At 64.9% G+C, this 26,776-nt stretch carries 26 protein-coding genes; 12 read left to right on the forward strand and 14 right to left on the reverse strand.

Translation table 11 applies throughout. The annotated features are described in order from the left end of the window. From G6R19_RS16515 to G6R19_RS16525, 3 genes are all read right to left on the reverse strand, one after another. Positions 1-84, reverse strand: an 84-nt coding sequence (locus tag G6R19_RS16515) for a DUF3618 domain-containing protein (RefSeq protein ID WP_163167173.1), incomplete at its 3' end; no start/stop codon positions are given. Continuing rightward, a complete protein-coding gene (locus tag G6R19_RS16520) occupies positions 81-512 on the reverse strand; it encodes a phage holin family protein (RefSeq protein ID WP_163164878.1) in 432 nt (143 codons plus the stop codon). The genes G6R19_RS16520 and G6R19_RS16515, both read right to left, overlap by 4 nt. Next, complete coding sequence (locus G6R19_RS16525) at positions 509-1,327, reverse strand: hypothetical protein (protein WP_163167175.1); 819 nt, start codon at positions 1,325-1,327, stop codon at positions 509-511. Before G6R19_RS16525 ends, G6R19_RS16520 begins: the two co-directional genes overlap by 4 nt. Positions 1,328-1,623: 296 nt before the next feature. Between G6R19_RS16525 and G6R19_RS16530 the strand changes: the two genes are divergently transcribed. Beyond that, a complete protein-coding gene (locus G6R19_RS16530; protein ID WP_163166949.1) occupies positions 1,624-2,154 on the forward strand; it encodes a MarR family transcriptional regulator in 531 nt (176 codons plus the stop codon). Between the two features lie 69 nt (positions 2,155-2,223). Here G6R19_RS16530 and G6R19_RS16535 read toward each other — a convergent pair whose 3' ends face one another. The 4 genes from G6R19_RS16535 to G6R19_RS16550 form a co-directional block, all read right to left on the reverse strand. Then, a complete protein-coding gene (locus G6R19_RS16535; protein WP_163166951.1) occupies positions 2,224-2,526 on the reverse strand; it encodes a hypothetical protein in 303 nt (100 codons plus the stop codon). 32 nt (positions 2,527-2,558) lie between these two features. Beyond that, entirely contained in the window at positions 2,559-3,695 is a 1,137-nt protein-coding gene (locus G6R19_RS16540; protein ID WP_163166953.1) for a Vms1/Ankzf1 family peptidyl-tRNA hydrolase, read from the reverse strand. Further along, entirely contained in the window at positions 3,692-3,907 is a 216-nt protein-coding gene (locus G6R19_RS16545) for a hypothetical protein (RefSeq protein WP_163166955.1), read from the reverse strand. The genes G6R19_RS16540 and G6R19_RS16545 overlap by 4 nt, the downstream gene beginning before the upstream one ends. A gap of 107 nt (positions 3,908-4,014) precedes the next feature. After that, positions 4,015-4,350 carry a hypothetical protein gene (locus G6R19_RS16550; RefSeq protein WP_163166957.1) on the reverse strand — a complete coding sequence of 112 codons (336 nt, stop codon included), beginning with the start codon at positions 4,348-4,350 and terminating at the stop codon, positions 4,015-4,017. Between the two features lie 54 nt (positions 4,351-4,404). Here G6R19_RS16550 and G6R19_RS16555 point away from each other — a divergent pair, with 54 nt between their 5' ends. Next, positions 4,405-6,045 carry a 5-oxoprolinase/urea amidolyase family protein gene (locus G6R19_RS16555; protein ID WP_163166959.1) on the forward strand — a complete coding sequence of 547 codons (1,641 nt, stop codon included), beginning with the start codon at positions 4,405-4,407 and terminating at the stop codon, positions 6,043-6,045. A 107-nt stretch (positions 6,046-6,152) separates the two neighbouring features. Next, positions 6,153-6,995, forward strand: a complete 843-nt coding sequence (locus G6R19_RS16560) for an alpha/beta hydrolase (protein ID WP_163166961.1) — start codon at positions 6,153-6,155, stop codon at positions 6,993-6,995. An 80-nt stretch (positions 6,996-7,075) separates the two neighbouring features. Here the strand turns inward: G6R19_RS16560 and G6R19_RS16565 are convergent, their stop codons facing one another. After that, positions 7,076-8,332, reverse strand: a complete 1,257-nt coding sequence (locus tag G6R19_RS16565) for a D-arabinono-1,4-lactone oxidase (RefSeq protein ID WP_163166963.1) — start codon at positions 8,330-8,332, stop codon at positions 7,076-7,078. A gap of 155 nt (positions 8,333-8,487) precedes the next feature. On the opposite strand from G6R19_RS16565, the gene G6R19_RS16570 reads away from it, so the two are divergent. Both G6R19_RS16570 and treS read left to right on the forward strand, forming a co-directional pair. Continuing rightward, positions 8,488-9,831 (forward strand): glycoside hydrolase family 27 protein, encoded by a 1,344-nt coding sequence (locus G6R19_RS16570; RefSeq protein WP_240341925.1) that lies wholly within the window; start codon positions 8,488-8,490, stop codon positions 9,829-9,831. A 205-nt stretch (positions 9,832-10,036) separates the two neighbouring features. Next, positions 10,037-12,235, forward strand: coding sequence for a maltose alpha-D-glucosyltransferase (gene treS / locus G6R19_RS16575; RefSeq protein ID WP_163167179.1), 2,199 nt, complete (start codon positions 10,037-10,039; stop codon positions 12,233-12,235). A 49-nt stretch (positions 12,236-12,284) separates the two neighbouring features. On the opposite strand, the gene G6R19_RS16580 is transcribed toward treS, so the two are convergent. The 4 genes from G6R19_RS16580 to G6R19_RS16595 form a co-directional block, all read right to left on the reverse strand. After that, positions 12,285-13,565 (reverse strand): Y-family DNA polymerase, encoded by a 1,281-nt coding sequence (locus G6R19_RS16580; protein WP_205484528.1) that lies wholly within the window; start codon positions 13,563-13,565, stop codon positions 12,285-12,287. A gap of 27 nt (positions 13,566-13,592) precedes the next feature. Beyond that, positions 13,593-14,024 carry a translesion error-prone DNA polymerase V autoproteolytic subunit gene (gene umuD, locus G6R19_RS16585; protein ID WP_163166965.1) on the reverse strand — a complete coding sequence of 144 codons (432 nt, stop codon included), beginning with the start codon at positions 14,022-14,024 and terminating at the stop codon, positions 13,593-13,595. A 137-nt stretch (positions 14,025-14,161) separates the two neighbouring features. Continuing rightward, positions 14,162-14,662, reverse strand: coding sequence for an SRPBCC domain-containing protein (locus G6R19_RS16590; protein WP_163166967.1), 501 nt, complete (start codon positions 14,660-14,662; stop codon positions 14,162-14,164). 90 nt (positions 14,663-14,752) lie between these two features. Then, a complete protein-coding gene (locus G6R19_RS16595; protein ID WP_163166969.1) occupies positions 14,753-15,457 on the reverse strand; it encodes an alpha/beta hydrolase in 705 nt (234 codons plus the stop codon). 227 nt (positions 15,458-15,684) lie between these two features. Here G6R19_RS16595 and G6R19_RS16600 point away from each other — a divergent pair, with 227 nt between their 5' ends. Together G6R19_RS16600 and G6R19_RS16605 are read left to right on the forward strand one after the other, a co-directional pair. Further along, positions 15,685-17,277 (forward strand): sodium-dependent transporter, encoded by a 1,593-nt coding sequence (locus tag G6R19_RS16600; protein ID WP_163166971.1) that lies wholly within the window; start codon positions 15,685-15,687, stop codon positions 17,275-17,277. Further along, the gene (locus G6R19_RS16605) at positions 17,274-17,411 is read left to right on the forward strand and encodes a methionine/alanine import family NSS transporter small subunit (protein ID WP_163166973.1); all 138 of its coding nucleotides are present in this window, start codon (positions 17,274-17,276) and stop codon (positions 17,409-17,411) included. Before G6R19_RS16600 ends, G6R19_RS16605 begins: the two co-directional genes overlap by 4 nt. 27 nt (positions 17,412-17,438) lie before the next feature. Here the strand turns inward: G6R19_RS16605 and G6R19_RS16610 are convergent, their stop codons facing one another. Together G6R19_RS16610 and G6R19_RS16615 are read right to left on the reverse strand one after the other, a co-directional pair. Then, positions 17,439-19,730 (reverse strand): beta-L-arabinofuranosidase domain-containing protein, encoded by a 2,292-nt coding sequence (locus tag G6R19_RS16610; protein ID WP_163166975.1) that lies wholly within the window; start codon positions 19,728-19,730, stop codon positions 17,439-17,441. Between the two features lie 26 nt (positions 19,731-19,756). Next, positions 19,757-21,226, reverse strand: coding sequence for a family 43 glycosylhydrolase (locus tag G6R19_RS16615; RefSeq protein ID WP_240341926.1), 1,470 nt, complete (start codon positions 21,224-21,226; stop codon positions 19,757-19,759). 297 nt (positions 21,227-21,523) lie between these two features. Between G6R19_RS16615 and G6R19_RS16620 the strand changes: the two genes are divergently transcribed. From G6R19_RS16620 to G6R19_RS16640, 5 genes are read left to right on the forward strand one after another with little or no spacing between them, the layout of a single operon-like run. Beyond that, positions 21,524-22,858 (forward strand): sugar ABC transporter substrate-binding protein, encoded by a 1,335-nt coding sequence (locus G6R19_RS16620; protein ID WP_163166977.1) that lies wholly within the window; start codon positions 21,524-21,526, stop codon positions 22,856-22,858. Between the two features lie 16 nt (positions 22,859-22,874). Continuing rightward, complete coding sequence (locus G6R19_RS16625) at positions 22,875-23,780, forward strand: sugar ABC transporter permease (protein WP_205484510.1); 906 nt, start codon at positions 22,875-22,877, stop codon at positions 23,778-23,780. A gap of 11 nt (positions 23,781-23,791) precedes the next feature. Continuing rightward, positions 23,792-24,739: a carbohydrate ABC transporter permease gene (locus G6R19_RS16630; protein ID WP_163166979.1), complete on the forward strand. Its 948-nt coding sequence runs from the start codon at positions 23,792-23,794 to the stop codon at positions 24,737-24,739. A gap of 3 nt (positions 24,740-24,742) precedes the next feature. Next, positions 24,743-26,095: an arabinan endo-1,5-alpha-L-arabinosidase gene (locus tag G6R19_RS16635; protein WP_240341927.1), complete on the forward strand. Its 1,353-nt coding sequence runs from the start codon at positions 24,743-24,745 to the stop codon at positions 26,093-26,095. Next, complete coding sequence (locus G6R19_RS16640) at positions 26,092-26,772, forward strand: YesL family protein (protein ID WP_163166981.1); 681 nt, start codon at positions 26,092-26,094, stop codon at positions 26,770-26,772. Before G6R19_RS16635 ends, G6R19_RS16640 begins: the two co-directional genes overlap by 4 nt. Positions 26,773-26,776 lie beyond the last annotated feature (4 nt).

Genomic DNA, 26,776 nt, shown 5'->3' on the forward strand with positions numbered 1-26,776 from the left:
GTCGGCGACCGCGTCCACGTTGGTGCCCAGGCGTGCGCGGGTGGCTTCTATGTCTTGGCGGATTGCGTCCGGGTTATCGCTCATCGGTTTACCTCACCTGGTTTTAGGGTTGGGGGAATTTCAGAGAGTGTTTCGCTGGTCTGCGGGATGCCCTTGATTTGTTTGAGTTCCTTGCGGCCGATCGAGGCCAGGACCGCGGCGATGATGCCCCAGATCACGGCGACGATCACGGCGGCCCAGCCCAGCGGCATCAGGGCGCCCAAGGCGAACATCAGTGCCAGGGAAAGGAACAGCAGGACGAAGTGCCCGGCGACGCCGGCTCCGGCGAGCATGCCGCCGCCCTTGCCTGCCTTGGTGGCGGACTGCTTCGCTTCGGCCTTGGCGAGCTCGAGTTCCTGGCGCATCAGGGTGGACAGATCCCGGGTCACATCACCGAGCAACTCACCCAACGACGCGTTATCCGCCTTCACATGCGCCGCACTCGGCGGCGGCTCCGGAATAGAACTACTCACAGGTGGCGTCCTTCCTTCGACTGGTAGGGGTCATCCTCAAAGCGCAGAGGAGTGTCTTCCGCGGTACCGGACGGCAGGGACGCTGTGGATACCGGGGCTCCGGCGCCTACAACGGGCTCGTCGTACAGGTCGGTGTCGCTTCCTGCGGCGAACACCGTCTCCTGCCGGAGGGGTGCTGCCTGCGGAGCGGCCACCGGGCGCTGGGCGGGGGAGGACTGCAAGGTCCCGCCCTGGGATGCGGTTCCCGCGGTGAGGCCGCGGGTCAGGCGGCCTGCGAGGACGCCGGCACCGGCGGCAAGCAGGAGGAAGGTGCCGGGCTTGTTGCGGGCGAACCTCTGGACCTCGCCCAGCAAGTCGCCTGGCTGCTTGTTCTCAAGCCAGGAAGCCACCGACTCGCTGCGCTGCGCAGCCTGCCGGATCAGGTCGCTGGCCATACCCTGCTGCTCCGGGGCGTCAGCCATGCTCTGCAGCTGGCTGGAAATGGTGCGAATGCCTTCGGCCGCCTTCTGCTGCTGCGTACCGGCCTGGCTGGAAAGCCCCGATTTTGCCTGGGACAGCAGGTCCTGCGCGCTGGACTTCGCCTCGGAAGCAACGTGGGCGGCCTCTTCCTTCGCCGTCTGGGCCACTCCCTGGGCTGCGGTGGCGGCCTGTCCCGCCACGTTCGAAGCCTCTTCCTTGGCTGCCTGTTTCTTGGAGTTGGCGCCGGAATCCAGCGTGCCTGAGGTAGCGAAGGTGTCTTCAGCACCAACCTCTGAGGCGCCGTAAGCGTCCGGGATAGCGGGGTTGGGCGTCTGGGGCCATTGGTTCTCTGTCATCATGCTCTCTTTCGAAAGAAGGGTCAGCTGGCGATCAAGAAACAGCAGTGCTGGCTGTAGTTAGTAAGCATGGTTACTACTTAGATACTAAGCACACTTCCCATTTGCTTTGCAAGGGGGTGCATTTGGGAATGTCGGCTGCGGAGTGTTTGTGCGAGGAGTCGCGAGGATGTTTTGGCGCTGAATAGTAAGCCTACTTGCGAATAGGATGCTAAGCATGCTTATTGTAGGTAGGTAGCGACGCATGAAGGGGTGAGGACACCCGCACTTCGCCACCTACAGGAAGGCCGCGGCCGATGACCAGCAACCTCGATCCGGATGCACGGAACAGCTACCGCCTTATTACGCTGGCGGCGCGGCTGGTCCAAAGGCGTCAGGATGATGCTCTGGCGCCCCTTGGACTGACCCGCGCCGCCGTGATTGCACTGGAAGGGCTGGTTGCCGGGCCCTTGAACCAGGAGCAGCTTGCGGAAGTGGTCCGTGTGCAGAGCCAGACCCTGGGCCGAGTACTTACCAGGCTGGAAGCATCAGGGCATATCAGCAGGACCCGGCAGTCGGCAGACCGCCGGCAGTTTAAGGTCGAGCTGACAGAAGCCGGCAAGGCTGCGTTGGATGCGGCACGGCAGGCAGAAAGCGATGCCTATCCCGACGATCCCAACATCGCGTGGAAGGTCCTGCATGAGGAACTTTCGAAGTTCATTCGGGCTTTGCCGGCTACCCGGGATCCCGAGGTGGTTCCGTTCGTTGCTCCTGAGCACAGGAACGTGCGCCGTTCCCATGGCGGCCGCGGCAGCGGGCTGCGCGGGTTGGACCAGCCGCACCAGTGATGACAGGACAGTGATGAAACAGCAAGAGGGGCAGGGCCGCATGGCCTTGCCCCTCTTGTCCGTGGCGGTCTACTTGGTGTTCTCCTGGTTCCCGGTGGCGTCGTTGTCCTCCAGCAGGCCCCGCTGGGCGAAATCCGCAGCCTCTGATGCTTCAGGCGGCAAGGGATCGGTAGCCGGCGGCACGTCACTGGGCGCATAGTCGGCAAGGCCCGCCGCCACGCGCTCCTGTTCGGCCGCTGCCTCGTACACGTCGTCATCTATGTTTTCCGGCATCTTGCCGTGGCCCGTCCGGGTGGGATTCGGCAGCGCGTCCTCTTCAGGGATGATGGCGCCACCGGGCCCACGGTCCTGTTCCTCATTCGAAGTTGCCATGGTTCACCTTCCTGTCGCTTGTGTTGGTTGGTTCAGGACGCGGGCACCGCCGGACCGGTGGGCCAACGGAGCAGGGCGGCCACGTCCACGCCGTCCGGCAGGACGGGGCCGGGGACCAGCAGGACCCGCGCGTCGGTCAGGGCAGCAGCCCGCAGCAGTGCCGCCGGCGCGGGAACCTTGCCCAGGACGTTCGCTCCAAGGGACTCCTCCTCTGCGGTGGCAATCCACGGCTCCGCATCGAGTGCGAGCAGCGTCCGCTCGGAAAGGGCTGCCTCGTCCAGGATCAACACCTCAACCTGTGCCTGCTGCAGCGCGTGCACCACAGCGCCGATTCCGGTGGCGGACTCGGGGTTGGCCTGGCCCTCCTGCATGGCCAGGCGCTCCATGATCTCCTGTTGCTCGGTGGCCCATTGTTCGGCCACCCGCTGGTTGACCTGGTCCTCAAGGAGGGCGTTATCCGCGCCCGCTGTATGAGTATGGGAGTCGATCACTGACACAAGCGCCTGGCTGGCCTTGGAAAGTTGCTCCTGGACCAGTCTGCGGGCGTGGATATCTCCTGCGAGAACCACCAACCGGGCACCGCTGCTGCCCACCACCCGGTCAATCTCTTCGGCCACCTGGTCTGCATTGCGGCGCCACACATCCTCGGTGTGGTGCTGGAAACGGAGGTGGGCCCAGCCGCCGCCCTGGAACTTGCTGACATGCTCACTTTCTCCCTGCACCTCCTGGGTGCTGGCAGGAGTGCCTGCCCCGGCGTAGTGCAGCCGGATCTCGCCGTGTTCGCGGCTCACTTCGGCAACAACATACGGGAATTCCTCGGGACGGTGCTTGACAAGCGGGAGCAGGTCAGGGATGGGATCCACCGAAATCCGTTCCGCCCCTACCCGGTCTCCCGGCAGGACCTCGTTGAGTTCCGCCCTGCCCTGGTGCACCAGGACGAACCTCGAAACCGGGGAAGGAACCCCCGCTTCGGGCTGCAGCGCCTGTTCCATGGCATCGAGGTCTGCCGGGGATGCGCCAGCGGCTTCGAGCGCGGCCCGGATATTTCCGGGCCTGACGTCGGCCGCTTCCAGGGTGTCAACTGTGCCGGTTCCGGCATCCACGTATGCCGTACACCAGGGCCCGCCCAGCCGGTACAGCTCCGCGTATTCCTTCAAGCTGCCGGTCACTGTTCGTCCTCCTCATCGCTGATGGAGTCCGGGGAAGCTACAGGATTAAGGGCTTCCTGGACTTCAGCAGGATCCGTATCGTCGGGGAAAGGCTCGGTTTCGCGCCATTCCTCCGCGTGGGGCGGTTGGATTCCGTGGACCACGCCCTGGGCTTCGTGTTTCATCTGGTCGTCCAGGTTGGGACCGTGTTTGGTATTGCCGCGTTCAGCCATGACGATCTCCTTCGCTCCGTGAATTTAGTATCACAGGCTTACTAGTTCGTCATTTCACCGTAGCACCAGGACGCGGCGGCCAAAAGGGGCAATGAAAGGGAATAGCTTTACGCAGTGCAGGCATCCTTCAGGGCCTGGACTGACCCGGCCGGCACCTGGTCTCCGGCCTCCGCGATCTCGCCCAGCGGCGTCGTGATTTCTGCCGGGACGCCGGCGGTACGGGCGGCTGAGACCAGCCCCCCGAGCACCCGCTTGTCCTCCACGCTGACCAGGCCGTCCTGGACCACCGCGCAGATCTGCCGGTTCACTTCGTCGGCGGCAGCAGTGGCAACCTTCGAGGCAGCATCGCTGGCTGCGTTCCCGGCGGCTTCCTCTACGGCGCCGCAGCCGGCCAGCAGCAGCAACAGCGGGACAGCGGACAGGGTGGCATGGCGGCGGTTCATGGGTACAGCCTAACAATCGGAGCGTATTGACGTTCCGCGTACCATGAGGTTCCTATGGAGACACCGCCGCATGCTCCGGGAAATCCGGCATCCCCCGTCCCGTCCGCTGCACTGAAGGTGCTGGCTGTCCGGGCGGTGGGGACCACTGCGGTTCTCGCCGAGCTTTCCGGGCTTCCGGGCGTTCTCGCACTGCAGGCATTGCTGCTGAAGCATCCGCTGCCAGGCCAGGTGGATGTCCTGGCGGCTGCGGAAACGGTGCTGGTGATGGCCGATTCACCGCGGTCGGCGCGCCGGATGCCGGGGCTGCTGCTCGCAATGGACCTTGCGGTCCAGAAGCGGGCGGAGGGCAGGCTGGTAACCATAGATACCGTGTACGACGGCGAAGACCTCGCCGAAGTGGGAACGCTGAGCGGCCTGGGTCCGGACGGCGTAGTGTCCGCGCATACCGGACAGGTGTGGACTGTGGCCTTTGGCGGGTTCGCCCCCGGCTTCGGCTACATGGTGGGCGAGAACCAGGTGCTCAACGTTCCGCGCCGTCCCTCGCCCCGGACTGCTGTTCCGGCAGGCTCTGTGGCCCTTGCCGGAAGCTACTCGGCCGTTTATCCGCGGCAAAGCCCCGGCGGGTGGCAGTTGATCGGCCGAACGGCTGCCCGGATGTGGGACCTGGGCCGGGAGCAGCCCGCGCTCGCCGCCCCCGGCGACCGGGTGCAGTTCCGGCCCGTCCGGGAACTCATCGACGTGGCAGTCCCGGACGAGGGGATTAAGGCGGCGGGGTCCCCGCGCGGCGCGGGGCTGCGCATACTCTCGCCGGGATTGCAGAGCCTTATCCAGGATCTCGGCCGCCCCGGGCACACCGGTTTGGGTGTGGGCGCCGCCGGCGCTTTGGACCGTTCCTCCCTGCGCCGGGCGAACCGGCTGGTGGGGAACAGCCCGTCAGCTGCCGCCGTGGAAGTCGTGGCCGGAGGACTGCAGGTGCAGGCAGTGGGTGACCAGCTTCTGGCTGTCACCGGGGCCCCGGCAGAGCTGGCTGTGAAGGGCACGGCCGGGGATCCGGAGGACGAGGATGTATACCTCGAGCGGAATGTAGCCCCGGCAGAACCGTTCGTGCTGCTGGACGGCGAGGTGCTGACCATTGGCCCGCCGGAACAAGGCTTCCGCAGCTACCTGGCCCTGCGTGGAGGCGTGGAGGCGGAACAAGTCCTGGACAGCCGTTCCACCGATACACTGTCCGGCCTGGGGCCCGACCCGCTGGCGGCGGGAGACTTCATCCACGCCGGCGATGCCACGGAATCCCGTGTGGTGAGCAATCCCGAGATCCAGCCCGATTTTCCGGGCGCGGGAGTGACGGTGCTGGATGTGGTGCCCGGCCCCCGGGAAGACTGGTTCGGCGCCGCGGCGGTGGAATCGTTCTACGCCCAGGAGTGGGAGGTCACCCCCCGATCCAACCGGATCGGAATGCGCCTCGGCGGCCAGGCGCTGGAGCGGAACCGGCAGGGCGAGCTTGCCAGCGAAGGAACCGTGGCCGGCGCCCTCCAGGTTCCGCCGGAGGGGCTGCCCGTCCTGTTCCTCGCCGACCATCCCGTCAGCGGCGGCTACCCCGTGATCGGAGTGGTGGTGGACCACCAGCGGGACCTCGCGGGGCAGGTGCCCATCGGCGGCCGTATCCGGTTCCGGCGGGTAGAGGCCGGGGGCTGACGGTACGTCCGCTTTTGCATAAAAGGCACTGCCTTGGCCTCACCCTGGCCCTCCCGCCGGAACCGCCACCGCACTAGGATGGCCCGAAACGGACGGAGGACCACCACATGCCCGAGCCAGCGACGCCAGCCCCCGAAACGGGATACGCCCCCGTCAACGGCCTGCAAATGTACTACGAGCTGCACGGGGCCGGCGGTACGCCGCTGCTGCTCCTGCATGTCGGATTATTTGACATCGAGCAGCAATTCGGCGCGTTGATCCCGGGTTTGTCCGCGGGCCGCAGGGTCATCGCCACGGACTTTCAGGGTCACGGCCGGACCAACGACATCGACCGTCCGCTGAGAACCCGCGACCTTGCGGCCGATGTCATCGGACTCCTTGAGCACCTGGAAGTCCCGAAGGTTGATGTGTTTGGCTTCAGCGTCGGAGGCGCGGTGGCGCTGCACCTGGCGGTCAAGCATCCGGAACTTGTCCGCAAGCTCATTGTCTCGTCGGTGTCATTCCGGCCCGACGGGGACCGCGGCGGAAACGCCGAGGAGGTAGCCGCCATGACTGTCGACATGATCGCCGGCACCCCAATGGAACAACGCTACCTGGCTGTTTCGCCGCACCCGGACCGCGAGCACCTGCAGGGGCTGTTGGACAAGCTTGGCGGCTACGACGCGGATGCCATCGGATGGAGCGATGAGGAGATCCGCAGCATCGCCGCCCCGACGCTGATCACGGTAGGCGATTGCGACATGGTCAAGCTCGAGCATGCCGTGCGCTTCCTGCAGCTCCGCGGGGGAGACGTGAACGGTGACTTCGACGGCGTACCTGCATCGCAGCTGGCGGTTTTTCCCGGCACGACGCACTTCTTTGGGTTGTCCAGGACGGGTCTGGTGCAGGACGTTGTGACAACGTTTCTGGACTCGCCCCCGCCTTCCGGCTGGCGACCGGTAACCAACTGAAGCGCTCGACGGCAGGTGGGCACCCGCCGTCGAACGCTACAGTTCGCGGCCCCCGGCAGTGGCGGGCGTACCCATTTGAGTTACCGGCCGCTCGCAGCGGGGACGCCGAGGATGCTGTCCAGCAGAGCATTGCGGAACTTGCCCTCGGGATCGTGGGACGAGGCCAGGGACCGGAATCCGGCGAAGCGGGGGTAGAGCGTCTCCCAGTCGTGACCCCCGGGGGAGAACAGCTTGCCCCAGTGCGGCCGGGCGCCGAAGGGTCGGAGCAGGTCCTCAAGTTCCGGGAGCAGGGCTTCCACCTCGGCCTGCAGCGGCTTCCAGGTGAAGTGCAGGGCAACGCTTTGCTGCTTGTAGAAGGGGCTCAGCCAGAATTCGTCCGCGGCGCCGGTGCGGATTTCCGAGACAAACAGCAGGGGCGCGAGCTTGTTCGCCAGGCTGCGGACCGCCTGCAGCGCGTCCGGTGCGTGCTCCAGCGGCAGGATGAATTCGCTCTGGAGTTCCTCGCCCTTGCTGGGGGTGAATTCGTGACGGAAGTGCGGCAACCGGTCCAGCCACTGTCCCGGCTCATCAAGCTGGATGGTGCAGTTTTCGGCGGACATGTCCGGCAGCGGGTGCCGGGGCCGGAGGGCGGCCGTGGCACCGAACAGGTCGGTCAGCGGGGGCTCCGAGCCGAGCGCTTTCAACCACACCTGGCTGATGGTGTCGCCGGCGTAATTGGTGAAGAGGCTGACGCTGTATGCGCTGGACATGATCTCCGGAAAGGCCGCCAGCGCCCGTTCCCATGGCAGGTCCTCCAGCACGCGCTGGCGCATCTCAAAGCTGGGCTGGACGGCCAGTTCGAGGCCGGTGACAATTCCCAGGGCGCCCAGGCCCACCACGCTGGCCAGGAATTCGTCCCCATCTTCCCGGGACAGGGTGACGGTTTCACCCGAGGGCCGTACCAGGTCGATGGACTGTACGGCCCCGGCCAGCGACGGGTTGTCCACCCCGGAACCGTGGGTTCCCGTCTGCACTGCGCCTGCTACCGAAATGTGGGGGAGTGACGCGAGGTTGTGGATGGCTACACCCGACTGCTCGAGGGTTCGGCACAGGGCGCCGTAGCTGACGCCGCCGCTGACCCTTACAGTGTTGCGGTCGGCGTTCAGGGCTATGTGCTGGGGCAGGGCGTCGAGCAGGACGTGGACACCATCGGTGTCGCCCACACGGTTGAAGGAATGGCGTGATCCCAAGGCCTTGACCCGGGCCGCTCGCTCCACAATCTGTGCCAGTTCCGCCACGGATTCCGGCCGTTCGACCCTTGCAGAGGAGTATTCGAGGTTTCCTGCCCAGTTCTTCAATGAATCAGCTTTCCGGTGGGGGATGGGTGGCGGCTCACTCAACTGTCAGCGCTCACAATCTGCATGTCAAGGCGGCGGCACGTGCCGCTGCGTCGTTTCACGAGGCACGGCCGGATACTCTTGCCTTCGCCTTTCTATCGTTGTAAATTCTTCCGGTGACGCTTGCCGAGACTCCGCCGATGGGCTGGAACAGCTGGGACTGCTACGGCACCACGGTGACGGAGGAGGAGGTGCTGGCGAACGCCTTTTTTATGGCCGAACACCTGTTGCCCTTCGGCTGGGACACGGTGGTGGTGGACATCCAGTGGTACGAACCCGCGGCGAGGGCGGGCGGCTACAACGAGGGTGCCGTGCTGGAACTGGACAGCTATGGCCGGCAGCTCCCTGCCATCAACCGGTTCCCCTCGGCCGCGGGCGGCCTCGGCTTCAAACCCCTGGCGGACCGGATCCACAGTTTGGGGCTCAAGTTCGGGCTGCACATCATGCGGGGCATACCCCGGCAGGCGGTGCATCAGAGGCTCCCCAGTGAAGGCACGGCCTTCACTGCCGGCGAAGTGGCAGACAAGTCTTCGGTCTGCGATTGGAACACGGACAACTACGGACTGGACCATGACCACCCCGGCGCCCAGGCCTACTATGACTCCCAAGTGCGGCTGTTCGCCGGCTGGGGCGTGGACTTCGTCAAGGCGGACGACATGCTGGGGCCCTACTTTGGCGCTGAAATTGAGGCCTACCGCCGGGCCCTGGACCGCAGCGGCCGGGACATCGTCCTCAGCCTTTCGCCGGGCAGGGCGGTGTCACTGGCGAGGCTGGAGCACCTCCGCGGAAATGCCCAGATGTGGCGGGTATCAGACGACCTTTGGGACGTGTGGGAGGACGTGGAGGCGCAGTTCGCCCGGCTGGCAAGGTGGGCCCCGCACCAGCGCCCCGGTGCCTGGGCGGACGCCGACATGCTGCCCGTGGGCAGGATCGGCCAGCGGGCGGAACGGGGAAGCGAGCGGCTCAGCCGCCTCACCCTTGATGAACAGCGGACCATGCTGACCCTCTGGTGCGTTGCACGTTCGCCGCTTATGCTCGGGTGCGACCTCCCGTCGTCGCCCGCGGAAACCCTGGACCTCCTGACCAACCGGGACCTCCTGGACGCGCACGGCGCCAGCACCAACAACCGGGAGTTACTGCGCGACGGCGGCCTGGTGCTGTGGGCAGCGGACAGCACGGCTTCGGACGATTACTTTGTGGCGGCGTTTAACACCGGAACGGCCGGGTTGTCCCGCACCCTGCCGCTCGCGGACCTTGGGCTACCAGGCCCGGGTGCTTCCGTTGCGGCCACAGTCCTTTCCGGCGCTGCACTCCTGGACGGGGTGGAGTGGCACGGCCATGAGGCCTGGAGTGGGCGCGACGCCGTGATCCGCCCGCTGTTGGGCCGGCCGGCGTTACTCGTTGAGGTTCCGCCGCACGGCGTGCATTTCTACCGGTTCTCGCGGGTACGGACTCCCTGAGCCGCCGCTCACCGGAAATTCATCGCCCGGCGCCGTTCGGCCGGCGGTTGAATCATGGCAGAGTGGAATGCAGTCGAGTTGAGGGAGGAACTCAGTGTCTGAACTGGGAAAAGCTACCGCCAGCGTCTCTGATGGTGATGCAGCAGAGCTAGCGGGGGACACCGGCGGTGTGACCGAAGCGGAGGCAGCGGAAGCCGCGGAGCTTATGGAGGCCCCGGAAGCGCCGGAAATTACCTTCGATGAAAAGTTCTACCCTGCACGGCCCAAGGCGCTGCGGCCTGTAGCCCGCCGCCGGCAATACTTTGCCAATGCGCCGTCGCTGGAACTCGACGGGCTCAACAAAACCTATGTGGAGTGGCTGAGGAACCAGGCGATGCTGGGCGATGCCAATGTCCTTGCCCGGCAGCTGTCAGGGCAGGCGAGCATGTGGCAGCACTCCTATGCGCACCCCAACCCGCGGGCCGCCGTCGAGCGCGCCTCCGTGTGGTTCACTGCCTACCCGCTTTCGTTTATGACGACGCCGGGTCAATCCTTCCTGGGGGCGCTCGGCGATCCTGAATTGTGGAAGACGTTCCGGGAAATCGGCATCCGGGCCATCCACACAGGACCGGTGAAGAAGGCCGGCGGCCTGCAGGGGTGGGCAGAAACGCCCAGCGTGGACGGCCACTTTGACCGCATCAGCATGGCCATCGATCCGCTGTTCGGTTCCGAAGACGAGTTCCGCCGGATGTGCGAGGTTGCCGGCGAACACGACGGCACCATCATCGATGACATCGTTCCCGGGCACACCGGTAAAGGTGCGGACTTCCGCCTGGCCGAGATGAACTACCGGGATTACCCCGGCATTTACCACATGATCGACATTCCGGAATCGGACTGGCACCTGCTGCCCGACGTTCCGCCGGGTGAGGACTCGGTAAACATCAGCCCCGAAGCGGAGCAGGCCCTGCAGAAGGCCGGATACATCATCGGCCGGCTGCAGCGGGTCATCTTCTATGAACCGGGCGTGAAGGAAACCAACTGGAGCGCCACCCGGGCCATTGTGGACACCACCGGCCAGAAGCGCCGCTGGGTGTACCTGCATTACTTCAAGGCCGGGCAGCCGTCCATCAACTGGCTGGACCCAACCTTCTCCGGCATGCGCCTGGTGGTGGGCGACGCACTGCATTCGCTGCTGGACCTGGGTACCGGCGCGCTGCGCCTGGATGCCAACGGCTTCCTCGGCGTCGAAAAAAGCGCAGAGGAACAGCCCGGCTGGTCCGAAGGCCATCCGCTCTCCGAAGCAGCGAACCAGCTCATCGGCAGCATGGTGCGCAAGGTGGGCGGCTTCTCGTTCCAGGAACTCAACCTCACCATTGATGACATCAAGGCGACCTCCGAAACCGGCCCGGACCTGTCCTACGACTTCATCACGCGGCCCGGCTACCACTATGCCCTGGTCACCCAGGACACGGAGTTCCTGCGATTGACCCTGCGGCTGGCGATGGAGATCGGTGTGGACCAGGCGTCACTGGTGCATGCGCTGCAGAACCACGATGAGCTGACCTACGAGCTGGTGCACTTCGCCACCCGGCACAAGGACGACGTCTTCGAGTTGGCTGGTTCCGAATTGACCGGCGCCGAGCTGACCGAACATGTCCAGGACACGCTCCGGAACAAACTCACGGGCGAAAACGGGCCCTACAACGCGGTCTTCACCACCAACGGCATTGCCTGCACCACGGTCAGCGTTATCACCGCCGCCCTGGGCATCAAGGACATTTCCTCGCTGACTGCCGAGCAGGTTGAGACGGTGCGGGAAGCCCACCTGCTGCTGGCAATGTACAACGCGCTGCAGCCAGGAGTCTTCGCGCTTTCCGGCTGGGACATGGTGGGCATGACAACCTTGGACCGGGCGCAGGTCAGCGAGCTCACAGCCCAGGGCGATACCAGGTGGATCAACCGCGGCGCCCACGACCTGATGGGCACCAATGCCGAGGCCACCGTCTCAGCTTCGGGAATGCCCCGGGCACGCAGCCTTTACGGTCCTCTGCCCGAGCAGCTCAAGGACGACCAGTCCTTCGCCCGACGGCTCCAGAAAATCCTCAAGGTCCGGGAGGAGTGGGGAATTGCCACCAGCCTGCTCCTGGACGTCCCGGACGTTTCCCACCGGGGCCTGCTGGTAATGGTGCACCGCCTCGCATCAGGGCAGATCCAGGTGACGGTCCTGAACTTCTCCGGTGAAAGCATCACCGGCAGTGTCCATTCCACCCATCTGGAAGCCGGGGCGCAGGTCCAGGACCTCTTCACCGAGGAGACCGTGGGCCAGGTGGACGACCTGCACAGTTTCTTCATCGAGCTCGGCGCATACCAGGGCACGGCGCTGCTGATCGAGGAACCGGTCAGCGTGGAGGACGAAGCATAGGGACAACTGTGGTGGGGGCGCTTCCCCGGGTCACAACGACTTGGTGCAGCTAGGCTGCCTTGACGAGCGGGAGCTCGTCCCAGTGGGTGGTGTACCTGGGGGAGCGCATGTCCCGTTTCATGGTCCAGTCCGGGCCGCCGCGGATCCCGGCGTGGCCCAGGCCGATGGAGCCGCGGCCGTAGCGGCGGGTGATGTCCTCCAGCAGCGGGCCGATGTGCCTTTCCTCGTGCGGGTTCTCAAAGGGCTCCAGCGGTTTCTGGTTGCCGCTGGGCCGCAGGTCCGTGACCATGATGCCGGCGCGGGCGTACCTGGTGCCGTCGACGATGGCGGGCAGCAGCGCATGGGCGGCTTTGGTGAGGATGACAGGGTCCGCCGTCGGCATGGGAAGCGGGACGCACACGGAGGGAAAGGACGTTTCCTGCGCGTTGAAGGAGGACGTTCCGGCGAAGGCGGTGAGGACTTTCGCCTGCAGGTTGTGCTTGGCCAGCCGGCCGCTGGCCATCTGGGCATAAACGCTGAGGACCTGCCGCACGTCGCGGGCCGCGGTGATGGGAGTGGAAAAGGAGCGGGAGAAGATCAGCTGGTCCCGGCCAACCCGGGCTTCCTCCATGGGGATGCAGGGTGTCCCCTGCAGTTCGAGGACGGTCCGCATCATCACCACGGAGAAGCGCTCGCGGATCCGGACAGGGTCTGCGCGCTTGAGGTCCAGGATGGAGTGGATGCCCATGGCGTTGAGGCGTTTGGTGATTCTGGTTGCCACGCCCCAGACCTCGATCACGGAGAGCCTGGCCATCAGTGCCTCCTGTTGCTCCGGCGGTACCGAATCCCAGCGGCAGACGCCGTTGAACGCCGGATTGTGTTTGGCCCACTGGTTGGCCAGCTTGGCCAGGGTTTTGGTGCGCGCGATGCCAACGCACACGGGGACGCCGACGTTCCGGGCTGCCGCAGCCTTAATGGTCCGCCCGAGTTCCAGCAGGTGGTCCGGGGTGCCTTTGACGCCAAGGAATGCTTCGTCGATGCTGTAGACCTCCAGCCAGGCGGAGTAGCGGCCCAGCAGTTCCATCACGCGGGCGCTGATGTCTCCATAGAGTTCGTAGTTGCTGGACTTCGCGATCAGGCCCCATTCCTTGGCCCGCGGTGCGAGCTTGAACCACGGCTCGCCCACGCCGATGCCCAGGGCCTTCGCTTCAGGTGAGCGCGTGACGGCGCAGCCATCGTTGTTGGAGAGCACGATCAGGGGCTTTCCCTCAAGGGAGGGGTCAAAGGCGCGTTCGGCGCTGGCATAGAAGCAGTTGACGTCCACATGGGCGATCTCGGGCATCTGCCGCATGATGGCTGGCCGGGTCACGGGTATCCCCTAGACATGGTGCAGGCACCGGGTGGCCACGCCCCAGATGGTCAGCTCACTGAGGGCCGGCACCTTAATGTCCGGGTATTTCGGGTTTTCCGCCTGCAGCACCACGCCCGTGGCGGTGATGCGGAGGCGCTTGACCGTCAGCTCACCGTCCAGGACGGCGATAACCACGCAGCCGTCCTTTGGTTCGAGGGCCCTGTTGACGATAAGTTCATCGCCGTCGCTGATGCCCGCGCGTTCCATCGAGTCGCCGGTAACCCGGACCACAAACGTGCTGGTGATGTCCTTGATCAGGTGCTCGTTCAGGTCTATCCGGCCGTCGAAGTAGTCCTGCGCGGGCGAGGGATAACCGGCAGCAACGGGCACCGGCGACACCCAAGCCAGCTGCAAAGAGAGCCCCGCATCTATCACACGGGGACCGACAATAACGCCCACAACACACCCTTATTCGAATATATGTTCGATACTCTGAGTGTACTCCCCGGTCCGGACATTCATAGCCGGCGGCCGTCTGCCGGGCGGGTGAAGTAGGGCAGCCGGAGCTGCGCGCCGATTTTTTGATGCAACCGCCCTCAGCGGGCACTTCCCTCCACCAGCGCCGCCATTTTGTCGAGGCACTGCTCAAGGCCGCTCTGCGACATGTCGCGTGCTTCCTGGTTGCCGTACCCTCGCTCGGTCATATGGAGCATCGTGCGCCCGTCCCCGAGGGCGGTCAGCACCACTTCGTGTGCACCGTCGGAGGGAACCCCATCGGCGGGAATGCCAGCCTCTGCCGGAGTGATGCGGTTGCCACCGGCATCCGCGAAGTTAAATACGTAGCGGATGCGATGCAACGGTTCCACCTCGGTGATATTCCACGTGCTGTGTTGCTCGAACCCGCCCCACTCCATCGGGGCGCGCATGGTCACCAGAATTCGGCCGCCGGGCCGAACGTCGGCTTCCGCCCGCGGGCATGTGAAACCTGTTGGTCCCCACCACTGGCGCAGATCGCCGGGCTCCGTCCAGGCGGCCCAGACCCGCCACAGCGGAGCATCGAACTCCCTGACGACTTCAACATCGTAGGTATCGGACACGCGAACCTCTTTCGGTTGGGAAAGGCAATCAAGCTGGGTGGATGGCGGAAACCGGATGCCAGCGGCGAAGCGACGCGTGACGACCGCGGACTACGGCGTCCGCTCCACCGCCGCCTGGATGGCGCGGGCGAGCTCCGCAGGCTTGGTGAACTGGGGCCAGTGCCCGGTGGGGAGGTCGACGTACTCGACGTCGCGCATCCGGGCCAGTTCGGCAACGAAAGGGTGGCCGCCGTCGATCCATTCCTTCAGCATGGAGGACGGAAACTCGCAGGCGATGATGGTGGCCGGTACGTCGTAGCGGCGCTCGTCACCCAGGTGCTGCTGGTCGTAGGCGACGCCTTTCGGCTGCGGGATGGCCCGTGCGCGGAAGGCCCGGCGAAGCCCCTCGTCCAGATCCACCAGGTCGGCGTCTTCAAAGCCCTCCCACGGCGGAAGTGGCACCTCGTCGCCGTCGGCCGGCAGTTCGTCGTTGATGACGCCTCCTTCGCCGAGGGGGCCGCTGTCCACATAGATGGCCCGCTCCACCCGGTTCGGCCGGGCATCCAGGGCGGCGTGGATGATGGCGCCCCCGCCGGAATGCCCCACGAGCACAACCTTGCCTTCCAGGGAATCGAGGGCAGCCACCACCGCATCGACATGGTCGCGGAGGCCGATTCCGGCACGGCTCGCGTCCACGGATTCGAGCCCGGGAAGCGTGAGCGGATGGGTCTGATGGCCGGCGGCCTCCAGGGCAGGCGTCACCTCCTCCCAGGATGAGGCGTCCAACCAGAACCCGGGTACGAGGATGATGTCCATGACCGAACCCTACTACCGGGGCAGGACACAAGTCCCGAGTCCCGCGCTTCCCTCCGGGGGGGAACTTGCACAGGGGCTTCCCGGAGGGAGGCATCCGCAGTAAAGTCCCCGGATAGCCACTGCACCGGACATTCACCTCTACGCGAGAGCGAGCTTCACATGAACCGGACAGAGTACTGCCGCCGCGGCCTTGTCAAAGCCTGGCCAGGCGCCGGGGGCGGGGCGGCATGAGCAGCGCTGCGGCCGGGAGCTCGCGCGGGGCCGCCGGCCCGGCCGCGCCAGCGAAGCGCGAGACCTTTTCCACGCGCCGGCTCTTCATCCTGTCCGCGATCGGCTCCGCCGTGGGACTGGGCAACATCTGGCGGTTCCCCTACATCGCCTATGACAACGGCGGCGGTGCCTTCCTCATCCCCTACCTCGTGGCCTTGCTGACGGCAGGCATCCCGCTGCTGTTCCTCGACTACGCCGTGGGCCATAAATTCCGGGGCTCCGCTCCACTGGCCTACCGCAGGCTCCACCGCGTCGCCGAGCCGCTCGGGTGGTGGCAGGTCCTGGTCTGCTTTGTGATCGCGGCCTATTACGCGGTGATCATCGCGTGGTCCCTGATGTACACCCTCTTTTCCTTCACCGAGGCATGGGGCGACGACGCCGAGGGCTACTTCTTCGGGAGCTTCCTTCGGGTAGCCGAGGCACCTGGCATCGGGTTCACCTACGTGCCGTCCGTCTTCTTCCCGCTGCTCCTGGTCTGGATAGCCGTCATCGTCATAATGGTGGCCGGGATCCGTAAGGGCATCTCGCGCGCAAACTCAATCCTGCTCCCGCTGCTGGTGGTGATGTTTGTGCTGTTGGTGGTCCAATCGTTGTTCCTCCCTGGTGCCGCACAGGGTTTAAACGCCTTCTTCACCCCCGATTGGTCCGCCCTGGCAGATCCGTCCGTGTGGGCGGCGGCCTACGGACACATCTTCTTCTCGCTCTCCGTGGGCTACGGCATCATGGTCACCTACTCCTCCTACCTGAAGCGCAGGACGGACCTCACCGGCTCTGGCATGGTGGTTGCGTTCGCGAATTCCGGCTTCGAGATCCTGGCCGGCATCGGCGTGTTCGCCGCCCTTGGATTCATGGCCCAGGCTGCGGGGGCCGGCGTCAACGACGTGGTGACGCAGGGCATCGGCCTGGCATTCGTCGCGTTCCCCACCATCGTTTCGCAGGCTCCGTTCGGGGCCCTCATGGGGGTGTTGTTCTTCGGATCCCTGGTGTTCGCGGGAGTCACCTCGCTGATCTCGGTGCTGGAGGTTATTGTCGCGGCAGTGCAGGACAAGGTCGGCTGGGGACGGATCAAGGCTTCCCTGGTGGTCAGCGGGCTGGTCGCGGCAGTGTCCCTGGCTCTGTTTCCCACGGCAACGGGCCTGTACCTCCTGGACACCTCCGACGCGTTCGTCAACAGCTTTGGCATTACGCTGGGCGCGCTGGTGACCGTGGTGGTGCTGGCATGGTTCCTGCGCAAGCTGCCGCTGTTGTCAGCGCACCTCAATCACGTCTCAACGATCAAGATGCGCCGGATTTGGATGGTACTCGTGGCCGGGGTGGTGCCGCTCGCATTGATCTACATGGTGTCCAGCGAATTCATCAGCAAGATCTCCACCACCTACGAGGGCTATCCCGAGTGGTTTGTGGGCCTGTTCGGCTGGGGCATGGCCGGCGCGCTGGTGGTCGTGGCGCTGGTCCTGACCTTCATTCCTTGGAGCCGCACATCCAAAGCGCACGATGACCCGGAGTACCAATCCATGCTGGACGAGGAAGAAGAGGAGACGGCACGGTGACACCCATTGCGATCACCATGATGATCATCGCTGTCCTCACGGTATGGGGCGGCCTTGCGTTGGCGCTGCTCAACCTGAAGCGGCACCCGGAAGACGAGGGCGCACTGCCCAAGGAGCACGCACCGGAACTCTGACCGCCGGTATGACCACGTCTCTGGAAGTTACGGGCCGGGTGCCCGGAGCTGGACGGACAGGAGATCCCCTGTCTGCATACCGGGCAGCGCCGTGACGGTGAAGACGAGCCCGCCGCCTGGGGATGCAGCCCGATGGGCATTACTGATGGCAAAGTCGCTCAGCACCTCCCCTCCCTCCTGCACCTGGCGGACAGGTTCGCCCAGGGGCAATCCGTTCAGACTCAGCTGATGGCTGCGGTTTTCGTCCGGGCGGAAGCGGACCCGCAGCAGGTTGGCGCGGGCGTCCCGATCACTAAGGAGGTAGGAGAACCACCCGGTCGCGCTGCGCCAGTGGATGCCCTCAGCGCCCCCGGCACGGGTGCCTTCACCACTGAAGCCATGGTCCGCCTCCGGCTGCTGCTCCCCGGCGGTGACGCCATCCACCAGTTCCCCCTGCACGACGGCGGCCCGGTCCAGCTTAAGCAGTTCCTCCCACCGCTCGCGGGGCTCACCGGAGGGCCAGTACACGGTGTACCGCTCGTCGTGGATGGCGTGGAACGGTTCCAGGACAACGGTGCCGGGTTGCCCGTCGGCGTCAATTACTGACAGCTCCGCCGTTACTGTAGCTCTGTCGCGAAGCCGGATGGATGCGGTGTTGGGAACCACGGGGGTGCCGGCAAGCGGCAGCAAGGGCCCGGAGGCCACGTGCCCCATCCGTTCGTCCGCTGCCTCGAACCCGGGTACGCCTTCCGTTCCCGCCCGCGATGCCAGCACCACGGGCCCGTAAAGGAATGAGACCCAGGGCGAATCGTCCGGCAGACGTTCGGATCGGAAGCCGGGGGTGAGCCGGATCCGGACGGCGGAATCGCCCTGCCAGGTGCGGCTGATGCTGACGTTGCCGGCGCCCGCCGGCGCGGCCCCGCCGTCGACCTGAAATGCCGTGGCCCATCCCGGACGCCGCAGGCTGATGGTGGCCTCGACGGGGCTGTGTGCTGTGACGTGCAGCGTTGCCTCGTCGGAGTGCGGGAAGTCCGTTTCGAGCCTGACCTGCAGGCCCCTATCCGCCCAGTCGAGGGTCGAGGGGATGTAGAGGTTGACGAGCAGCTCGTTCCCCCTGTGGCTGTAGATCATTTCACCGTAGCGGGCATGGTTTTCCAGCCCCGAACCGACGCAGCACCACATGGACTCCTGCGCCCGTGAATAGACTCGGTAATGCCGGGGGCGCATGGGCGTGAAGTACACAAAGCCGCCGCGGCGGGGGTGCTGGGAGGACAGGATGTGGTTGTAGGTTGCCCGTTCATAGAAGTCGACGGCGGCCCGGTCGCCCAAGTGTTCAAAGCGCAGCTTGGCCAGCTTCAGCATGTTGTAGGTGTTGCAGGATTCAGGGCCCTGGGCATCAAGCATCATCGGCGTGAAGTCGGCTGAGGAATGGAAGTGTTCCCGCACGCTGTTTCCGCCGAGGGAAACGGAGCGGCGCAGGGCCACCGAGTCCCAGAAGCTGGAGCTGGCACTCTCGTATTCCCGGTGGCCGGCGGCGGCGAGCCTGGCGTAGCCCACCACCTTGGGGATCTGGGTGTTGGCGTGCAGCCCGTCCAATTGGTCCTGGCCGGCGGCAAGCGGCTCCAGGATGGCGCGGTGTGCGAACCGGTGGGCTTCCTGAAGATAGTCGGCCCGGCCGGTGACTCCGGCAAGGATGGCGAAGGCGTCGTTCATGCCGCCGAATTCAGTATGCAGGAGCTCCTCGAAAGCCTCGCCGGAAATCCTGGCCGAGATGCCCAGCCACCAGTTGGCAAGGCCGGCGGCGATCTCCAGGGCCTCGGCTGATCCCGCGTACGAATAGGCGTCCAGCAATCCGGCGAGCGTTTTATGGAGGTTGTAGAGCGGGACCCATCTTCCGTTCAGGGTGAAGAGGTCCGCATCCACGGTGCCCGCGGCCAGTTCGTTCCCCAGCTTCCGGCCGCCGGGTACGCCGCCCACATAGCCGTCGCCGCCGGCGTCCTGGCACCTGCCAAGGACGCCGACGACGGCCCGCACCTTGTCGAGCAGGCGCGGATCCCCCGTGGCCGCGAACAACTGCGCGCAGGCTGACAGGTAATGGCCGCCGATATGCCCGCCCATCCCGTCTGATTCCCAGCTTCCGTACGGTTCAGCGCCGGCATCCAGGCCGGCCTCCGAGAGGTAGGGGGCGCAGAGCCTGTCTGTCTCAAGTTCCAGGACGTACCGGATAGAGGTCTCCTGGGCAGTCTTGAAGCCACTGTCAAGGAGTCGGACCCGATTAAGGGGGAACGGTGACACCGGCCGGCCGGCCCCGGACCTGGAATTGGCGGTGCTGCTGGTCATCGCATGGGCTTTCTTGCTGGCGGGCATTACTGCTTGGAAGAGAGTCCGACGGCGTCCGTGGTCACCGTACCGTGGGCGTTACGGAACACGGCGCGCACCAGCACGTCCGGGTCGCCCGGCATCGGGGTCGGAAGTTCGAGGGTGGAACGGTAGGTGCCCTCGTCGGTGCGTTTGGTGACCGGCTGGGTCCCGACCCTGTGCCAGCTTGCGCCGGCGTCGGAAGAGGTCTCCCAAACAGCAACCGGCCCCGGTGTTCCCGTGGCGGCGGCACTGAAGCTGGCATTTTTGCCGCTCCCCGCCGCTACGACTTTGGGCTGCTTTGCAATCACCGGCAGCCCCACGGTTTGGTCGAATACCGGCCAGCCGTCAGCCCATTCGATTTTTTGCACGCCCAAGGTGGGGAAGAAGGGGAGCTCCTCGTTGGAGCCGTCGTAGTAGTGGAACGCCAGGTAGTCGCCGAAGACCGACTGGCCGCCGGGCCCGGTGATGGCTCCATGCGAATCCAGCACCACGGAACCGCCGCCGCCAAACATGTTACGGCCCTCTTTGTCCAGGTAGGGGCCCTTCACGGAAGTGGACCGGCCCACGGCTATTTTGTAGGTGGAGTCGCCCCCGCGGCAGCAGGAATCGAACGAGACAAACAGGTAGTAGTAGCCGCCATGCTGGGTGATGTATGGCGCCTCGATGGGGTTGCCAGGCATAAAGCGGTCCGCAATATTCACAGTCTTTGATTGCCAGTCCGTTACCGGTTTCCCGCTTGGCCACTCTATGGGCACCAGGAAGATGCCGTACCAGAAGGAGCCAATGGCCATGTAAGGCGTGCCGTCAGCGTCCTCGATGATGCCGGCATCGATGGCGTTGAAGGTTTTACCCGGGTTGCCTGGGTCGAGTCCGGTCACCGGCGAGGAAACAACGAGGCCCTGGTCAACCCATTCATAATCCGGGTGGTTCGGATCGAGGGTGGTGTTGGTGGCCAAGGCCGTTAGCGAGTTGCTGCCGCCAAACCGCGACGCTGAATAGTAGAGGTAATACGTGCCGTTGTGCTCAGTAATCTCAGGAGCCCAGAGATTGCCCGGCAGCTCGCCGTCGGAAAAGTGCTCGTCGATCCAGGCGGGGATCCGGTCCCACACCGTCCCGCTGTATTCCCACGTGGTTCCGGCGTCATGGGACGCCCAGATCTGGATGGTGCCGCCGTTTTCCCGGTTCATCAGTCCGGTGGAATAGACGTACCAGGTGCCGTCCTCGGCGATGATCAGCGCGGGATCGTGGATGGGGGACGTCTGGCCCACCACGGTCTTTCCCCCGGGGAGGTCCGGCTGGGCCTTCTCCTTGGCGGGCCATCCGGGCACAGACTTTGCTGTCTGCCGGGCTTCGGACGCTGCTGCCGAGGTGCTGACGGGACTGGCCGACGTCGGAATCGCTGCTGCCGTGAGGGCGATACCGATGGCTGCGGCCAATCCTGCGGCGCGCAGCGCCCATGGACGTGACTTCATCATCACGTGGTCCTTCCGGGAAGTGGGTGCGGCACCGGGCCGCAGGCGGGGGAACAAGAGCTTGCAACGTTGTAATGGAAATATGGCATGCGACCTGGGTCACGTCAAGCAGCCGTCCCTCGGCGCTGGAACCATTCGTTTTCCAACCCTTGACGATTCATCTGCTGCTGTGTGATGGTTTCTTACAACGTTGCAAAAGTACCTCGCAAAGACGCTCAGCTACCGCGGCGTGCGGGGTGCGGTACCGCTCAGCTCAACCCATACACTTGTTTGCTCCACCCAACCCGGAAGGACTGCGTGATGATGAAGTCACGTCCCATGGCCGCAACCCTGGCGCTCTTTACCGCCGCCGGCCTTATGCTCGGCGGTTGCTCCGCCCCCACCGGCGGGGACGCCGGCGGCGAAAAGAAGCTCACCTTTATGTTCCGCGGAGGTGAAGACGAGAAGAAGGCCTATGAAAAGGCCGTGGAGCAGTTCGAAGCCGCCAATGGTGTGGACGTGGACATCATTGTTACCACCGCTGACCAGTACGCCACGAAGCTCAAGGCCGCCATTGCCGGCAAGCAGGTCCCGGATGTGTTCTACATCGGCCCCGGCGACGTCCAGGCCTACGTGCAGAACGGAATCGTCAAGGACATCACCGAATACGTGGAAGGCTCCGACACCATCGACCTGGAGAACATCTGGGAGTACGGCGTGGACAGCTACCGCTACGACGGAAAGAGGGTGGGCGAGGGGGCCATCTACGCCCTGCCCAAGGACGTGGGCCCGTTCTCCTTCGGCTACAACAAGACGATGCTGGAGAAGGCCGGGATTCCGCTGCCGGACAAGGACAAACCGTACACCTTCGACGAGTTCGTGGCAGCTGCCAAGAAGCTGACGGCGGACACCAACGGCGACGGCACCCTGGACCAGTGGGGCACCGGCCTGAACGTCCAGTGGAACCTGCAGCCGTTTGTCTGGTCCAACGGCGGGGACTGGCTCAACGAGGACCGCACCAAGGTCACGGTGGACACCCCGGAGTTTGCTGAATCACTGCAGTGGTTCGCCGACCTGCAGAATGTCCACGGTGTGACGCCTTCGGTGGCGGAAGCCCAGACCCTGGACACCTACCAGCGCTGGATGAAGGGCGAAATCGGGTTCTTCCCCATTGCCCCCTGGGATCTCTCCACCTACCAGAAGCTCGGCTTTGAATGGGACGTCATTCCGTACCCGGCAGGAGACACCGGCAAGACGGCCAGCTGGATCGGTACCCTCGGCGTCGCTGTTTCCGAAAGCACGAAGTACCCCGAAGAGGCTGTGAAGCTGGTGGAATACCTCACCGCCAACAAGGAAGCCCAGAAGAGCCTGGTGGACGCCGGAATCCAGATTCCCAACCTCAAGGACATGGCCGAGACCTGGGCCGCGGACACCACCACCAAGCCGGCCAACAAGGCCGAGTTCCTCGAGATCGTGAAGGACTACGGCCGGGCGCTGCCAGGCGGCAATACCTTCAACGCTGAGTGGTACGACGAACTCTTCACCAACATCCAGCCTGTTTTGGACGGCAAGCAGACGGCGGCGGACTACCTGAAGGAAGCACAGCCCAGGATGCAGGAATTCCTGGACTCCGCCAACCAGCAATCCGGCAACTAGAGGAGGGATCACCGGTATGACAACCATGACGCGCCCGCGCCGCTCGCAGCTTCACCGGAAGGAACACCAGGCCGCCCTCGCATTTGTTGCCATACCGGTGATCGGGTTCCTCCTCTTTACGCTTTTCCCGCTCCTTTTCTCGGTCTATGCATCCTTCACGAACTGGAACGGCATTTCAGCGCCGGTCTTCAAGGGCCTGGACAACTACACAAAAATGTTCGGCGACCGCTACTTCCTGCAGTCGCTCTGGAACACGCTGTACATGATGATCGGCATTCCGATCGGCCTGGTCATCTCCCTGGGCCTGGCACTGGCCATGAACCGCAAGATGCGGGGAACCACGTTTTTCCGCACCGTCTACTACCTGCCCGTGATCTCCTCGATCGCCGCCGTCGCCATCCTCTGGCAGTGGGCCTTCAACGGCGACTTCGGCCTCATCAACCAGGGCCTTGCCCTGGTGGGGATCGACGGCCCAAACTGGCTGCAGGACACCGCGACGGTCAAGCCAGCACTCATCATCATGGCCATCTGGAAGGGCCTGGGATACTCCATGCTGCTTTACCTGGCCGCCCTCCAGTCGGTCCCCCGCTACCTCTATGAAGCAGCCGCGCTGGATGGCGCCACCGCGTGGCAGCAGTTCCGGCACATCACCATCCCCATGGTCCGGCCGGTCACCTTCTTCCTCATCGTCACCAGCATCATCGGAGGATCCCAGATCTTCGTGGAGATCAACATCATGACCCCCACCGGCGGCCCTGAATTCCAGTCGGCTTCCATCGTTTGGTACATCTGGCAGAAAGCGTTCGACAACCTCCAGATGGGCTACGCATCGGCCATGTCCGTGGTCCTGGGGCTGCTGGTCTTCGTCATCACCTTCATCCAGTTCCGGCTCAACCGCCGCAACCAGTTCTCGATCGATTGAGGCAGGCAGCCATGTCCGCACAGAATGTCCTCACCACCCCACCGCTGGAACCAAGCCAGGAATTTCCGGGCGGCGCCGGGGATTCACGCCCCTCCGCCTCGCGGACCGGCGGCAGCCGGTCCACTAAGGACACGCTTCGCGTGGGAAACGTCCTCACCACCTTGATCCTCAGCGTCGGTGCCATCGTGATGATCGCTCCGCTCGCCTGGACTTTCTCCACTTCGCTCAAGACTAAGGACGGCGTCTTTGAGCTTCCGCCGCAGTGGATCCCGGATCCGTTCGTGTGGGAAAACTACGCCCGCATCTGGACTGCCGGCCCGCTCCTTACCGGCATCCAGAACAGCCTGATCGTGGCATGCTCGGTGACCATCGTGGGCTCGCTGACCTCCGCGCTCGCGGCCTTTGCCTTCGCCAAGATGCGGATGCCGTTCAAGAACGTCCTGTTCCTGGGACTCCTGTCCGGGCTGATGATCCCGTTCCCCACCCTGATGATTCCGCAGTTCACCATCTTCGCCAGCATCGGCTGGGTGGATACGCTGCTGCCGCTGATCGTGCCGGGACTCTTCGGCAACATCATCATGATCTTCTTCCTGCGCCAGTTCCTGAACAGCATTCCGGACTCCATCGTCGAAGCGGCACGGATCGATGGCGCCTCCTACCTGCAGATCTTCCGGACCCTCATCCTGCCGGCCATCCGCCCGGCCCTCGCTGCCCAGTTCATCCTCTGGTTCATGGCGATGTGGAACGACTACCTTGCCCCGATCATCTACTTGAACTCGCCGGGTACGCAGACGCTGCAGCTGGTCATTGCCAACTTCAACGCCCAGTACGCCATTCAGACGGACTACCCGCTGATCATGGCGGCATCCTTCGTGGCGCTCCTGCCGGTACTGATCGTCTTCGTGGTGTTCCAGCGCCAGATCATCGAATCCATCGCGCTCTCCGGCTCCAAGGGCTGAACCGTGGCTATTGATCTTGACGTTTCCCGCGAGCTGCTTCCGCTCGCTGCAGGGGCCCGCCAGGAGCCTTCCTCCTGGGGCGCCCGCCACGCCCACGATCCCACCGTGGTGCGGGACGATGACGGCACCTACTACATGTTTTCCACTGACGCCGTCGCCAACTCGGAAGATATACCGGCAGGCGTACATATCAGGACCTCCGCTGACCTGGTGGAGTGGACGTACATCGGAACAGCGTTCGACGGCGTCCCGGAAGCGGCTGCGCAATGGTCCGGGGCAGTGGGGTTGTGGGCGCCGGACGTGGTCCGCTGGCCGAACGGCGAATGGCATATGTACTACTCGGCGTCGACCTTCGGCTCCAACACCTCAGCCATCGGGCTTGCCGTTGCACCTTCACCGGCCGGCCCGTGGGAGGACCGCGGGCTGGTGGTGGCCACGAGGAAAGGCGAACATTCCCAAAACGCCATAGATGCGGCAGTGACTTTTGATGCCGATGATTTCCCCTGGCTGACCTACGGGTCCTTCTTCTCCGGCATCTACATCCTCCCGCTGGACCGGAACTCCGGGCTGCCGCTGGTGGAGGGTGATCTTGGATCCGTCATCGCCCGCCGGGCGAAGTCCGTGGAAGGGGCAGTGGAAGGCGCCTTTGTGCTGTACCGGCCCGAGGAGGACCGCTACGTCCTCTTTTGCTCCTACGATTCGCTCTTCAATACCTACAACATGCGTGTGGGCGTTGCGGACTCCATCACCGGTCCCTACCGCGACTTCCGTGGCACGGACATGACGGATGTGGGCGCCTCTCCCGAGGCTGTGGGAACCAAGGTGTTGGGCGGCTACCAGTTCGACGGCGGCACCGGCTGGCTGGCCCCCGGCCACAATTCAATCCTTACCCAAGCATGTCCGGACGGCATGGAGTATTTCGCGGTCCACCACGTCCGCTTCGCCGCGGATCCGAGCCAACACGTGGTCCAGCTCCGGCGGGTCTTCTTCACCGCGTCCGGTTGGCCCCTCGTCTCACCACAGCCCTTCGCAGGCGTGCAGCGTGAAACGCTGCCCGCACCTGTTCCGGTGGCGGGAACCTGGCAGGTTCTCCGGTTCGCTCCTGAGTCCGCAGACCTTGTCAGGGCTGTGGCCATGGAACTCGAAAGCACCACTGGCCACTGCGCTGTTTCCGCCGGTGCGCCGGCCCACATCCGGCTCCGGACCGTCGCCCCCATTGGCGGGCAGGACGCCGTCGAACTTGATGCTGTAGTTTTCGGTTCCTGGGACTGGACCAGGGGCCGGACTGCCCTGTCCTTCAGCGGCATTGACCAGCACGGTGTGGCCTGGTCCGGAACCCAGGATGCACCGCGATGAATGATGCTCCCCTGGGGTGGGCCGGGCGTCTGATGGACTGGCTCCGCTTCGCAACCCGGCTGGTCCTGGTCAACGTGCTGTTTGTGGGCGGAGTCCTGGCCGGTCTGGTGGTCCTGGGGGTCTTCCCCGCGGCCGTCGCCGCCACCTCGGTCCTTGGCGGGCTGCGCGGCGGAGCGGCCGGGGACACGCTGGTCCGGGACTTCATCACGGCATACCGTTTCCAGTTCCGGCACGCCAACCGGGTGGGAAGCGTCTTTTGGATAGCCGGCGTGGTACTCCTCCTTGACTTCCTGGCGCTGCTGGGACGGGCCGGGACCGTGATACCACCGGCCGCACACGCTGTCCTCCTGGCGCTTTCAACGGTTGCCGCCCTGGGGACGGTGGCTGCCGCGGCAACCGCTGTCGCCCTGTGCAGCCGCTACCGGGACAAGGTGGCAAGGACGTGGCGGACCGCCTTTCTGCTGCCGCTGGTGTCGCCGGTGATGAGCCTGTCCCTGCTGGTCACCCTGGCGGCCGCCGCCGTCGTTTTTTCCGGAACGACGGTGCTGGTGCCCCTTGTGGGCGCGTCGGTTCCCCTGCTGCTCTCCGGCTGGCTGGTGGGACGGCGGCTGGCTGCGCTTGAAACCGCAGATCCGGCGTCCAACCATCCAGTCGCTTCCCCCAGCCCAACTAGGTAGCGCT

Source organism: Arthrobacter sp. Alg241-R88, assembly GCF_900537115.1.
GTDB lineage: Bacteria > Actinomycetota > Actinomycetes > Actinomycetales > Micrococcaceae > Arthrobacter.

Coding starts and splice junctions, on each gene's coding strand:
- G6R19_RS16600 (WP_163166971.1), top strand. CDS start 15,685: ATGAGCAGCGCTGCGGCCGGGAGCTCGCGCGGGGCCGCCGGCCCGGCC.
- G6R19_RS16545 (WP_163166955.1), bottom strand. CDS start 3,907: ATGGCTGAACGCGGCAATACCAAACACGGTCCCAACCTGGACGACCAG.
- treS (WP_163167179.1), top strand. CDS start 10,037: ATGGAGGCCCCGGAAGCGCCGGAAATTACCTTCGATGAAAAGTTCTAC.
- G6R19_RS16615 (WP_240341926.1), bottom strand. CDS start 21,226: ATGATGAAGTCACGTCCATGGGCGCTGCGCGCCGCAGGATTGGCCGCA.
- G6R19_RS16525 (WP_163167175.1), bottom strand. CDS start 1,327: ATGACAGAGAACCAATGGCCCCAGACGCCCAACCCCGCTATCCCGGAC.
- G6R19_RS16550 (WP_163166957.1), bottom strand. CDS start 4,350: ATGAACCGCCGCCATGCCACCCTGTCCGCTGTCCCGCTGTTGCTGCTG.
- G6R19_RS16560 (WP_163166961.1), top strand. CDS start 6,153: ATGCCCGAGCCAGCGACGCCAGCCCCCGAAACGGGATACGCCCCCGTC.
- G6R19_RS16620 (WP_163166977.1), top strand. CDS start 21,524: ATGATGAAGTCACGTCCCATGGCCGCAACCCTGGCGCTCTTTACCGCC.
- G6R19_RS16630 (WP_163166979.1), top strand. CDS start 23,792: ATGTCCGCACAGAATGTCCTCACCACCCCACCGCTGGAACCAAGCCAG.
- G6R19_RS16530 (WP_163166949.1), top strand. CDS start 1,624: ATGACCAGCAACCTCGATCCGGATGCACGGAACAGCTACCGCCTTATT.
- G6R19_RS16625 (WP_205484510.1), top strand. CDS start 22,875: ATGACAACCATGACGCGCCCGCGCCGCTCGCAGCTTCACCGGAAGGAA.
- G6R19_RS16595 (WP_163166969.1), bottom strand. CDS start 15,457: ATGGACATCATCCTCGTACCCGGGTTCTGGTTGGACGCCTCATCCTGG.
- G6R19_RS16535 (WP_163166951.1), bottom strand. CDS start 2,526: ATGGCAACTTCGAATGAGGAACAGGACCGTGGGCCCGGTGGCGCCATC.
- G6R19_RS16555 (WP_163166959.1), top strand. CDS start 4,405: ATGGAGACACCGCCGCATGCTCCGGGAAATCCGGCATCCCCCGTCCCG.
- G6R19_RS16580 (WP_205484528.1), bottom strand. CDS start 13,565: ATGCGGCAGATGCCCGAGATCGCCCATGTGGACGTCAACTGCTTCTAT.
- G6R19_RS16640 (WP_163166981.1), top strand. CDS start 26,092: ATGAATGATGCTCCCCTGGGGTGGGCCGGGCGTCTGATGGACTGGCTC.
- G6R19_RS16610 (WP_163166975.1), bottom strand. CDS start 19,730: ATGACCAGCAGCACCGCCAATTCCAGGTCCGGGGCCGGCCGGCCGGTG.